Origin of the sequence: Bacillus sp. JJ722 (assembly GCF_036963345.1) — a bacterium.
Lineage (GTDB): Bacteria > Bacillota > Bacilli > Bacillales > DSM-1321 > Bacillus_AD.
In genome coordinates, this window is the sequence record NZ_JBALMO010000236.1 from 1 (window position 1) to 13,017 (window position 13,017).

The 13,017-nt window shown below is 35.4% G+C and carries 7 protein-coding genes and 1 pseudogene; all 8 read right to left on the bottom strand.

Annotation, left to right across the window (positions count from 1 at the left end; translation table 11 throughout):
* Positions 1-155: 155 nt before the first annotated feature.
* Positions 156-503: a YolD-like family protein gene (locus V7014_RS22400; protein ID WP_335510498.1), complete on the bottom strand. Its 348-nt coding sequence runs from the start codon at positions 501-503 to the stop codon at positions 156-158.
* A 290-nt stretch (positions 504-793) separates the two neighbouring features.
* Positions 794-1,075 (bottom strand): annotated as a pseudogene (locus tag V7014_RS22405) (C39 family peptidase); the annotation flags it as partial.
* Between the two features lie 240 nt (positions 1,076-1,315).
* Entirely contained in the window at positions 1,316-1,858 is a 543-nt protein-coding gene (locus tag V7014_RS22410; RefSeq protein ID WP_335510500.1) for a GNAT family N-acetyltransferase, read from the bottom strand.
* A gap of 51 nt (positions 1,859-1,909) precedes the next feature.
* Positions 1,910-2,407 (bottom strand): SRPBCC family protein, encoded by a 498-nt coding sequence (locus V7014_RS22415; RefSeq protein ID WP_335510502.1) that lies wholly within the window; start codon positions 2,405-2,407, stop codon positions 1,910-1,912.
* 168 nt (positions 2,408-2,575) lie between these two features.
* Positions 2,576-3,751: a DUF4272 domain-containing protein gene (locus V7014_RS22420; protein ID WP_335510504.1), complete on the bottom strand. Its 1,176-nt coding sequence runs from the start codon at positions 3,749-3,751 to the stop codon at positions 2,576-2,578.
* A gap of 21 nt (positions 3,752-3,772) precedes the next feature.
* The gene (locus tag V7014_RS22425; protein WP_335510506.1) at positions 3,773-5,083 is read right to left on the bottom strand and encodes a hypothetical protein; all 1,311 of its coding nucleotides are present in this window, start codon (positions 5,081-5,083) and stop codon (positions 3,773-3,775) included.
* Between the two features lie 206 nt (positions 5,084-5,289).
* Positions 5,290-8,307: a hybrid sensor histidine kinase/response regulator gene (locus V7014_RS22430; RefSeq protein WP_335510508.1), complete on the bottom strand. Its 3,018-nt coding sequence runs from the start codon at positions 8,305-8,307 to the stop codon at positions 5,290-5,292.
* Positions 8,308-8,449: 142 nt separating this feature from the next.
* Positions 8,450-12,859, bottom strand: coding sequence for a SpaA isopeptide-forming pilin-related protein (locus V7014_RS22435; protein ID WP_335510510.1), 4,410 nt, complete (start codon positions 12,857-12,859; stop codon positions 8,450-8,452).
* Positions 12,860-13,017: the final 158 nt, after the last annotated feature.

Consider the following 13,017-nt stretch of genomic DNA (forward strand, 5'->3'; position numbering starts at 1 on the left):
TGAAGTGGGAGTCTTAGCGGCAGTTAGAATGGGATAAATAAAATCCCCTTCTCAAACGAGCTGGGGATTTGCCCAATTTATTAAATGATTCGATATCAATTCAGTAATTATACTCAATCTCTAATTTACTAATCGGTTTGGTCTGTAAAAATGTTCTATTTCTCAACAATAACTGATATTATGTCATCCAACTTTATAAATGCAACATCTCCATTCACTTCTAACAAACGGATCTTTTTATGTATGTTATTTAGATAGTCTGCTTTCCCTCGATAGATCTCCTCAAAACCATTATTCCAGATCGTAATTTTTAACACTAAATCATATTTAATTGCATAGTGTACTTTACTTTCGATTTCTTGCAATTCATAATCATCGATTTTTGGTTTAGGTTGTCTGTAAAAATCCTCATACAATTTAATCATCATTCGCCTCTGCTCAGGAATGAAGAATGAAGGTTTCCATTCATTATTTCCTATATCTTTAATTTTTTTGATTCCCATTCAATACTCACCTTTCAAGAACTTCCATACCCAACATTATATATCGGAATAAAACGAATGGATGTTTATATAATGACAAAATAAATAACTCACCCTTTAGTTATCTTAGAGTGAGTCTTAAAATTAATCTTCCCAAACATCTATAATCACTATAAGAGCTGAATACGGTTAACTTGCTTCCTTTTTGAAAATTATACTGAGATATCTTAGCTCCAAAGTCAACTCCGTGTAATTCTAAATATCATCCAATCTAAATCCTATGTTAAATCATAATTGTCATTGCTTGTTTGTTTTTCTAGCGGGTCATTTACATAAACAAAGTCTTCATCATAAGCAGTTATGACAACACTATGTTGTTGATATGTTACTTTCATTTCCCCTCCATCCACTTTCCAAGATTGAAATTGATGATCAGGCAATTCTTTAAAAAGTGCATTTGTTATTACCCAAACTGGAGAACCATTGTCTATAGCTTTATATAATTGTTCTGGCTCTCTATTACTTAAATCTATAACTCTTTCTTCCGGAACAAATTGCTTTGCTAATTCTAAAATTGGTTCAACATATACACCCTAAACCCGAGTACGTTAATCGTTCAAAAGAAACTTTAGGCTAACGCCTAGCCGACATTCATCTCCCACCTATTGTTGGGCTATGCCCTTCACACGATTGAGGAAGGAGTCTTTTGTCGGAAAATGATAAAGTTTTTTAATTCAGGTCAACCGTAAAGAAAAGGAGCTGTAATGTCAGCTCCTTTTTATGTAATTACCTCTTAAAGCGAAAATATGTAATATTTCCTTACTACCAAATATTCACACGAGATATTCAGGATATTTTTGTTTAAATTCTTGACTTGTCATGCCGTAGCAAATGCCGTCATAATAAGCACCTTTTGTGAAGATGATATTTCGTAGCTGCCCCTCTTTCACAAAGCCCAACTTTTCATGCAATCTTATGGATGAGTTATTAAATGAATAAACAGTCGCATTCACTTTTTGATAAGATAGTTCGAAAAAGTAGAAACGAATGACCATAAGAATCATTTCTTTAGCATACCCTTTTCCCCTGTATGGTTCAAATACATTAAGATAATAATCAAAAGTACCATTTTTTTGATCACAATCAAAGGCTTCAATTACACCAACAATATTATTGTCTTTGTCAACCGCAATAAAACGAAACGCATCATCTTCCTGTCCTTCTACCCATTCTTTCATTTTAGTCGGAGTAAGTGGAAAATGTAGCGAATCCATATTTCGTAAAGTTTCATTGTCTAATGACTCAAATATTACTATATCTTCTGGTTGAATAGCCCGTAATGTTATATTTTTCCCTGTCCAATAAGTAACTGCCACTTTGACTTCCCCCAATATTTTATTAGTGGTTAATTTCTAATCTTAATTACTTTAACCTTTATAGCTGATTTTTCCTGTTTCAACCAATTCCTTAAGGCCCATAAACATTAAATTCCAACCATGTTCTGACCCATCATGATACTCTTTAAGTGCTTTTTCGATATCAGATTGTGTCCAATTTTCTTCATGAGGAACGATAATATGTTGTGAAAATGTCATTTCACAACCTTGTTGAATTTCTCTTAGCTCAACTGTAATTGTATCTTCTGTTTCGCTAAATTGTGGCATTTTAAAAGTAAACACTATTTTTTTTGGTAGATCAATTTCCAGATACTCTCCAATTGCTCGATAATCTTTTCCATCTCGATGATCAACAATCTCCCAAGTACCTCCTACTTGAGGATTATTTTGTGCAACCTTATTTGTGCCTTCCAAAGTAAAGAACCATTTTCTCATCATTGCAGTATTCAACCATGCATCAAAAACCTTTTCGGATGCTACATCAAAATCTCTTGTCATTTTTAAAGTAGTTGTCGAATAATTGTTCATTAAATTGCTCCTTTAATTAATATTCATTCTTTTGTTAATTCACATTAAGAGTTTATCCCACTTAATATCAACAAAACATCTAACATACATATTATTTCTTACAAGCGTTTAGCCAAAACCTATAGTTTTATAGGTTAAAAACGCACTTCTTATATTTCTATATTGTTTTTATGTATCCATGAAAATATCGTCCCATTCTTCATCCCTATGCCCCATCATCCAGAACAACCCCCTGCGCCTTTCCATTACGACGCTCTCATTTATGCCACGAGGGACTTCTTGTCCTTGAACTCGGCTATTTACGCATGCCCAATGTAGTCTATAAATTTTATCAGCTTCATCCATAATTTCTTCTTTATTTCTCATCACGGTTTTATGATAGAACTGATCGAATGTCTCACAGCTAGATACAACGTTGATGGCATAGTTGCAGTCGCATACTTGATCAGGAAAATCGAGCGTTTCTACAAGACCTAATGCCCAAATAAGTACCCAGTACGCTTCATATTGCCAAGAAATATTGACCGCTTCAGTAATAGTTGGTTCATTAGCCTGAAGTAACTTACTTTCATTCTCAGTTAGGTACTCATCTACACCAAATCTTTGAAGCATGTTTACGAAAAAGTCTCTGGACTCGTGAATACCTTCTCCTTGCGCTACATCACAAGCATATTGGATTACAATTAATAAGGCGACAGCTCTTCTTGCTATGTCTTCTTGTGTTTTAAACTGACATTGCACAAAAGGTAGAAGCTGAGGTAGTGAATGAATAAACGGAATACCACTTTCAGTTAAATAAGCTATTGTCTTGTTTTTTCTTTGTTCGCCTTCTTCTGATGTGATCCCTTGCCCAATTACCTTTCTTGTGCAACTCTGAGGTCTGAAGTTAGACAAACCTGATTTTCCATCAGGATAAACAATAACAAGACCTTCTTGATCTACCAACATGCCATTAGGTAAAAAGCCAATCCCTCCAATTTGTGATAGCAACTCTGTAAATAACTGCATCTGCTTTTCATTTATATCCTTCTCTGTTTCAATGCTAATCATCGTATTTAAAACAGATATTTGTGTCATAACCAATCCTTTAAGGTTCTCATCCTCAAATGGAATGCTATCGTAAAATCCCATCATCCCGGGAATATTCTTAGCGAAATAATCGGGTTCCGTATCCTCCGAAACGACTCTTATCGTGAATTTTTGTTTAATGAAAATCGTTTTAGATTTGAGAAAATAGGCGTTTTCGTTTTTCTTGATTTCAAAACCTTTTGTAAAAACGTCTAGTATCCTCTTTTCGACATCGTCAGTGTCGTTCTTGGAAGCAAATATAGTGAAATGTTTCAAAAACCTCTCCCCCTTTGTATTCTACCATTGCAACGGATTCTGATTCTGCCACAAAATCCAGCGACTTGTCTCTAATATGTCAGCAGTACCTATACTGTATTCACTTTTACATCCACCGTTCAGATCAATCAGATGAAGCATACCTGCATAAGTTCCAACCGCTAATTTTTCTTCATTTGGAGTTACAGTCATCCCCGATATCGTGCTACCGACATAATAGCGCCAAACCTCTTGACCATCTCTGTCAATATAGCGAAGATATCCATATGCATCTCCTAAGATGTGACCATTTTTCAGCACGGCCGCTGAGTATACTCTCATTTCATCATTCATACACGGCCATTCTTCTATTATTTCGCTAGTATTTTGCTCAACCGCCGTTACAGGTACACGAATTGTAGAACCGTTGTAAAAATGGCAAGCGTTGTACCACACCTCAAGGCTGTCGTAGGAAAAGAAGGCATAATGTGGATAACTGGATTCCGGTGCAAATTCATATACCGCCCCATCAGACAAATCTTTCAGTAAATGCTCACTCCCTTGGCTACCATATGCAATCCAGCGCCCATCTGGTGACACAGCCCCATGAGCCATATCAATGAACGAATCCTCACAATCATACTGCATAAGCTCTGATACATCTGGATAAATCATCTCTATCTGCCCACTTCCCAATATAAAAATCCCATAATAGCAAACGAGCAGTAATTGTTTTCCATCATCAAACGGAATCACTTCGAGTAAAATATCTTCCGGATGCTCCTCGTCAGCTAAAGATTCCAAATTAGGGATAGAGGCTTTAATACTGTTCTGTATATCTTTCCATATAAAAACCGCAGTCTCTTCTCCTTCTAAATTACTGTCCATTTCTCTCACGATACGGATCCCCTGCTGATTTACTAGTGCGAAATAATTTCCGTCCGAAGAGCAGCCGACATGATGTAACTCGGAAAGCTCGGTTATATCATCTTGTTGGATAAGATACAACGTTCCACGCTCTCTTGAACTCCCAGCATGTACAATTACGCTGCCTTTCTTCATAAACGCCACTGGTCTTATCGCCTGCATCTCCTCATGAAATTCAGAGGTAATCGGCCATGATGCCGGCGGAATTTCTTCCCTTAGCCGTTCTATATCTCCAGCTTGGTTAGCTGCACGAATCATTTCAACAATGTCTGCCGCCAGTCTCGAACGCTCATCTTCGTCCGGCTCCTTTTGATCTTGTTGCCAATCGCTCTCCATTCCAATTCGTACATATTCATTGATAGCTGTAGCATACCTTTTCCCTTCACGGCGCCAGCTTGCGGCAATTTCTTCATTTAACCAACTCAATAGAGTATCCTCCCTTATGTATATAGTTCCTAATTATGAGTGCTCTGTACTTACTTGCTTCAAAATCAAGTTGGCTTCACCCTACAACAATCTATTATTTTTAGTAAATATCTGTAAGGTTGATAATAGAATAATAATTTCACTGAATTCATTCATACTTTATCGACCACACTTAAACTTTTCTTAATGAGTTTTGTGAAAGTTATTCATTCTCTCGGAATGCTGAAGCTAATGGTTGTACCTAAGTTAGGAGCACTAATGATGTGCAAACCTTCTCCATATAAACGTTTTAAACGTTTATCAGTATTTCGTAGTCCGATTCCTTTTGATAATGACAGATCTGGATGAAAAATACTTTCTATTTTATTAGCATCCATTCCAACACCGTCATCGGCAATCATGATTCTCGTTGCTCCATCCACTTCTTTTATAGAAATTGTGATCGTACCGCCATTAGATTGCTTCAATACACCATGTCTGACAGCATTTTCTACTATAGTTTGTATCGAGAGTGGAGGTAGTCTAAATGATATTGTTTTATCAATATCCCATTTAATTTGTAACCTTTCGCCAAATCGAACTTGTTCGATAAAAATGTACGAGTGTACGAGCTTGAGTTCTTTTTCAAGTGGAACCGTTTGTTCTAGATTCATAGTATCAAAGCTTTCGCGTAAATAATCAGCAAACACCTCGAGTAGCTCAAGCATTTTATTTGAATCAATTTCATTATAGGCCATGATGGTATTTAACGTATTAAATAAAAAATGTGGCTTTATTTGTGCTTGAAGCCATGCAGCTTCCATTTCGACCTGTTTTTTGACCGAGTTTCTCAGATCAGTTAATGCTCTAACCCGGGCAACTAGCTCAATTTTTTCGACTGGCTTAATCACATAATCATTAGCACCTGAACGAAAGCCGATATTCATATCCTCCAGTTGCCTTCGTGCAGTTAACAATAAGATGTGCAGCTCTGAGGGAGAATAATGTTCTCGAATTTTTTGTGTTAATTCATACCCGGACAATTTGGGCATCATCACATCAGCAATAACTAAATCCCAAGTTCCTTTCATTAATAGTTTAAATGCTTCACAACCATTAGTACATGTGACTACATCGTAATTCTCGTTCAGTAGTATTTCGCGCAATATTTTTACATTTACAGGATCATCATCCACTATGAGAATTCGCTGAACGCCTGTCGCTTCTGATGATTGTTTCGATATGGAGTTATTAATATAAGTATCCTTTTCTGTAAAAATAAATGTAGCTTGATCCTTTCTGCTTACTACCGATTTATCCTTGGCTAATGGAAGGGTAAATGTAAAAGTAGTCCCTTTACCAGGAATAGATTGAACCGATAAATTCCCACCATGAAGCTTAACTAGCTGTTTACAGATACTTAAACCTAAACCAAATCCTTCTCTAATTGTCACAATACTAGGGTCTCCCTGTTCGTATGGTTCAAAAATTCTCTTAAGTATTTTTGCATCCATACCAATACCTGTATCCTTAACATGGATGTTTGCCATTCTGTTTTTCTCTTCGACACGAACCATAATTTTTCCTTTGCTTGTAAATTTAATGCTATTATGAATGAGATTGAAAAGAATTTGAATCAACCGATTTTCATCGGCAGCGACGTGAGGAAAATTTTTCGGGATGTCTATGACAAACTGAATATTTTTACCCTCTATCAAATATTGCAGCATTTCGAAAACACCAGTAACAACAGAGTGAATAGAAATCTGATTTATATGTAGTCTAATTTCACTTTCTTTAAGTCGCGTAGCATCCAAAAGATCATTCAAAATAAGTGATAATCGTTTTGAAATGTTAATTAATAGCTGCATATCATTTTTACTTTCTTCATCTAAACTATTTTGATTTCGTTCAAGAATTATTTGAGCGATATTCATAATACCATGCAAAGGATTTCTTACCTCATGGGATGTATTTGCAAGAAATTCATCTTTCATCTTATCTACCTTTTGTAGTTTCTTAGTTAGCTCTTTACTTTCTTCATGAACACGATAATAATTTTTGAACGTAAAGGTAGCTAAGCAAAAGACAGCTATAATAAAATCTAGAGAATAGTAAGGAACATCATACACACCCATTCTATCGATTATACCCCAGGTAACACTAGACAAAATACTAATTCCACATAATAGAATAAAGATGATATGCTTTTGTCCAAAAAAGATTGTTTTTGCCCCTGTAATAAGGATGATTAATAAGTTCATCAGCCCTAAACTTAGCATAACTATGTACATTGGATAATGAAATGGTATAAATGGAATGAAGAAACAATACACTATAAGCAATAATGACAATCTAGAATGAAAGCGGCTTCTTTGGTTATTTGGTAGTAAGATTGCAAAAAAGTGAATGAGACATACAATACTACTAATATAAAGTACTTCTAGGATTTTCAACGACCACTCGTAACTCATCTGAGGAAATAATTGCATCAATAACAAATCATGTTCGATTACAATTACAAAAGAACCACAAAAAAAGGCAATTGCTAGATACAAAAACTGCTTTTTTGGAAAGCTGATTAAATAAAAGATAAAACTATATACGCCATGAAACAGAAATAAAATACATCCGGCCAATTCCATTATTTGAGAAATCAATTGCTTCTTTTTGATTGTATGAGTGGTACCAAATTCAATTGGTTTATAAATTCCTCCCGATCGAGCTAAGTCAAAATTAGATGCATGAATTACAATTTCAATTTCCTTTTCGTTAAAACCAAGTGGCACCGTGTATGGCATATTACGCCCAAAATGCTCGTCTTCATTATTTGCTGGAATACCTGATTGTGCAACTTCTTTCCCATTAACAAAAACCTTCGATGCTGTCAAAATACTTTTAATTGAAAGGCTATATTCCTGCTGATTATCTGGATTTAACAAAATTCGAAGTCGGTAAGACCCAAATCCATTTGGTGAATGAACCTTAGTTGAATCAACTTTCTTCCATTTAATATCTTCAGCTTTGTCTTTATTAGGCAGAAAAAAATGATTCGGAGCAAACTGCCATTCTCCTTTCAGTAGAATCGTTTTATTATCAGAGAACTTTTGCTCCCGAAGGTCTAATACCCCATCCTTGAATGGCTCAATTTTTTCGTTAGCAAAATAAAAATTCCACGCAACATGCATACAAGTAAGCACAATTAGAAACATGCCTGATATGAAAATAAGCTTCTTTTTGTTCATAAAGCTCCCCCGAGAACTGAATATATGGTTATTAAAAAAAGTAATTGCCATTGATTGAAAGAATAAAAGCATGGAAGACAAACTGTATAATCTGATATTCAGACTGTACAACCGCAACCATGCTTTTATTTATTACTATTTTTTAAGCTCTTGATTTTCTTCTATATCTCTCTACTACGATTAGTAAACCCCCAATGATACCTATTACACTGCTAATAAGCAAGTAGTTGTAATAATCTCCACCTGTTTCCGGCAAGGTTCCTTGATTGGTTTTTGTATCATTTGGTATCGAATTACTGTCCTTGATACCTTCATTATTATTCTCTATGTCCGTTCCTGGATTTGGTCCAGGATTTTTACCTGGTTCTGGCCCTGGATTTGGTCCTGGATTTGGTCCTGGATCTGGTCCTGGATTAATAGGGTTATCTTCTTTCTTATTAATGAAAGTAAACTCATACATAACTGAATCTTTAATTGTCACACTCAGTATTTCATCACTTTTTATATACCCTGATGGAGCTTTCGTTTCCTTAAGTGTATAGTTTCCAAATGGAATACTTTTGAACATGACAATACCTGTAGCATCTGATATTGAACGAGCTACTTCTTTACCGTCTGAAGCATATAATGTGAGCTCTGCTCCTGCTAGTGGAGTTCCATTCTCATCTGTTTTCAGAACCTTCACATCGCCTTGAGGTGGCGTAGGTGGAGGAACGATGATTTTATAGTTTTTCACATCTTCGAGTTTGTATATTTGGCCTTCTTTACCATCTACCGTTACTATTAATGGTTTACTCAATAGTTGATAGCCTTTTGGTGCTTTTGATTCTTTAATCGTATACACACCATGCTCAACATCTTTAAACTCAACTAAACCATCTTCATTTGATGTAACAGCACTTCCTACTTTACTGTTATCTTCTGCATACAGCTCAAATTCTGCTCCAGCTAATGGCTTGCCTAGTTCATTCGTTTTAATAAATTGAATGGAACCTTTCGTTCTTTCATTTATCATTTCATATGGCTGAGCTTTTGTTACTCCTTGAGCTGATTCTTTTGTTACCTTAACATTCAATACTTGTTCTGAAAGATTATATCCCGCAGGTGCTTTCGTTTCTTTAATGACATATTCTCCTAGAGGTACATTTTCAAATGTAACCATTCCATTTTGGTCACTAATAGCTTGTCCAACAGGTAATTCAAACGTTGTATCTGCTTTATAATATAACTTAAATTCTGCTCCTGAAAGAGGTTGACCGTCCTTACCTTTCTTCATGAATTGTACGGCACCTTTGATTCTTTCATTTTCAAATGAATAAGATTTTGTTTCATTTGGATGTTTTTCTTTGCTATCTAATGTAAACTCAAATAGCGTACTACTTAGTTGATAACCTTCTGGAGCCTTTACTTCTTTTACAGTATACTTTATTCCTGATCTTAAACGATCAAATGAAACTTGACCTTCAGAATCGGATGAAACAGTTCTAACAAACGTCTTGCCTGTCCTTGGATGATCCATCCATAGTTCAAATTCAGCACCTGAAAGTTTCTGTTTCGTATCTTTATCAACTTTCTCCATTGAAATTGTTCTCGTATTTCCTGTTCCTGTACCACCCATGATTGCTTGGTCAATCACTTGACTAGTAGATTGATCTGTTAAATCGCTACCCGTTCCGTTGAAGGTAACAGAGTTCGTGTACGTTCCTTCTTTCATAACATCTGTATCGAAGACTAGTATATAAGCACTTGGAACGCTTGTAGCGATATCAGGGAACGTAAAGTCAAATTGACGTGTCTTTCCATCATATTGAATACTACCAGCTTCTAAAGCAACTTCCGCACCTTTCGTTAAAGCACCAGTCTTAGAATCTACTTTAGCTGAATACAATTTAACAGAATCTACATCTAGCTCTAATCCCTCTTGTAATGTATCTTTAATGGTTACATTTTTTGGAAGATTGATATAATTTGGATTTACTTCCACCTGCCAAGTAATCGATTTAGCGTCTTTGTTAATGTTTCCATCTTTAGAAACGATGTTATTCTGAATATCTGTACTTGCTTCATTACTTGTAACCGTTCCAGGTATTTCGTCCGCTTTTATTGTCGCCGTATTCGTTACGTAGATTTCTCCGTTTGTTTTGAAGAACTCATCAGGTTTGGAAACTTTCGTTATGAAAGTAATGTCAAACTGTTCCTTTATGACTTGATCTTTATTAGCAGTAAAGACTAACGTTCTATCCTGACTTGAAAATGTTCCGATGTCAACAATACTCGTCTTAGCTGAACCTTCTACATATTCAAATCCATCTGGTATCGTATCTCTAACTTCGATATCCGTTAACGACATGTTGTTTTCATTAATCGTTAATTTCCACGTAATAGTACGATCTTCATAATTGTAGCTCTCCGCTACTGCTTTTTTAATAACGTTACTTGTAACTTGTACAGGCACTTTATCAGTAGAATCCGTAATACCATCATGTTCTATAGTAGCCGTATTATAATACGTTGACTGATTATTAGTAGCATGATCATTGTTGCTGTCGACTGTTGTTTTAAAGGTGATAGTTTGCTTTTCATTAATATCACCTAAGTCACATGTTATTATTTTACTATTCTCATCATAGGTACATTTATCATTTGAGAGTGATCCCTTTACTAATGTTTGCCCCTCTTCAATCTTATCCGTTAATATTACATTCTTCAAAGGAACTCCGTCATTATTAATAGAAATCGTCCATGTAATTTCTTTTGAAGAACGGTCATACGTTCCACTTTTTGAAATTCGGTTTGGTTTAACACCTACGCCTACATTAGCAGTAGCACTTCCATTGATCACATCTGTCCCTGTCAAAGTAGCAGTATTAGTAAAAATTTGATCTTTACCTGTGATAAGGAAATCTTGATCTGTTACGTCTGTTGTATACGTAATTGTATATTGTTTAGAAACAGTCTTTTTAAATGTAAATGTAAATCCATCATCCCTAGTTTTTAAGCTTCCTAAATCTGAATCTGAAGTTACATCTTGACTTCCATCCAAAATCTTCACACTATCTTGAACGAGTTTCAAGCCTTCTTGTAATGTATCTTCAATTTTTAAAGACCCATCTTCATTTTTTATAGTGTTTGAGTCTTTATTGATCGTAATGGTCCAATCAATGGTTGTAGCTCCTGAAGATGATTTATTAGCTTTCCCAGTTTTTTGAATATTATCTGTCTTTACTGTAACACCCACTTCATTAGACATGATTGGTTTTTCATAGCCTTCTGGGTGTATAGATGCAATGTTTTTGTACGTTTTTTCTGTATCTTCACTAGGTAGAGATTCATCTTTGATCTTCGTTTCAAATGTAATTATTTTCGTAGATTCTTTTGCAATTGAATCGAATGTATAATTTAATGTTTTTCCGTCTTTACCTAAAACTTTTGCATCATCAATTGAAGCAGTCCCCACTTTAAATGAACCTGCTACATATTCTTGATCCTCTTGAATAGAATCATTAAACACGACATTTTTGATATCTTCATCGCCTGATTTAATATGTACTTTCCAAGTGATGATATTCGTTTGTTTATCAAATGCAATAGACTCTTTTGAAATTGTTGGGTTAACTTTCTGTTTCTGTTCAAAATCCAAAGCAATTACTGTCGCTTCACCTTTTAAATCAAATGCAATTGGAACTGGATTTTCATCACCTATTTTTTCTTCAACAAATTGTGCTTCAAAGAAAAATTCTCCTCTTACATTATCTTGCTCCACATTCTTTGAAAAAGTAAGTTTTACCTGTCCACCACTAACTACACCTGTTCCATACGAGATTCTATTGTTGTCCTCATCTTTTCCTTTCAGATCAAATTGACCTTCGAGTGATTTCAATTCTTCTGGAATAGAGAATGTAAACGTATCACCTTCCATAACAAATTTGCCAGTAGGGATTGCGTAAGTAAATATCAAGGATACTTTTGAATCTTTTTTGATAGATTCTTTTTCAGTTAAATCAACATTATCTTCACCGTTTAATGTAATCCCTGTGATAATGTTAAAATCCAATTCTTTGGGTTGACCAACCGGTGGTTTTGGATCTTTATTTTCCGTTTCAGTTTCTGGCTTTGGTGTTTCTGTACCATCCTCCGGATTTGGTTTTGAACTGACATCTGGTTGTGGTGTTTCGGCATTATCTGATGGTATTTCACCATCACTTCCTGTTGTTTCGCCGTCACCTGGTGGTATTGTTTCTTCACTTGATGATTCTTCACCTTCACCTGGTTGTGTTTCACCATCACTTGGTGCTTCGTTGCCACTTGGTGGTGGGTTTTCTTCACTTGTTGGCGCTTGGCCGTCACCTGGTGACTTTGTTTCTTCACCTGGTGTGGTGGTTGTTCCATCACTTGGTGGTGTTGTTGTTATTTCATCATTTGACATTGATGTTGGTGTTACTCCACCATCAAGTGCTTCATTTCCTTCAGCAACTGCTGTAGGTACAACCATAGAAAAAACCAACAGCAAAGTCAGCATGAAAGAAATTATAGAATTATATCTCTTTCTCAATACTTTCCCTCCTTAACATCTAAGCATGTTACTATCCTCCACTTAAACTTTTCTTAAAGAATAAATAACTTTTGCTTAAAAAGTCGGGTTTCATACAATTTATTTTCTACTACAACAAGCTGTACTTGTTTCTATATCAAGATATCTACTCATAAAAT

What these genes read in the sequence shown, in the direction of transcription:
- V7014_RS22400 (WP_335510498.1), bottom strand. Translation starts at nt 503, where the DNA reads ATGGGAATCAAAAAAATTAAAGATATAGGAAATAATGAATGGAAACCT.
- V7014_RS22415 (WP_335510502.1), bottom strand. Translation starts at nt 2,407, where the DNA reads ATGAACAATTATTCGACAACTACTTTAAAAATGACAAGAGATTTTGAT.
- V7014_RS22430 (WP_335510508.1), bottom strand. Translation starts at nt 8,307, where the DNA reads ATGAACAAAAAGAAGCTTATTTTCATATCAGGCATGTTTCTAATTGTG.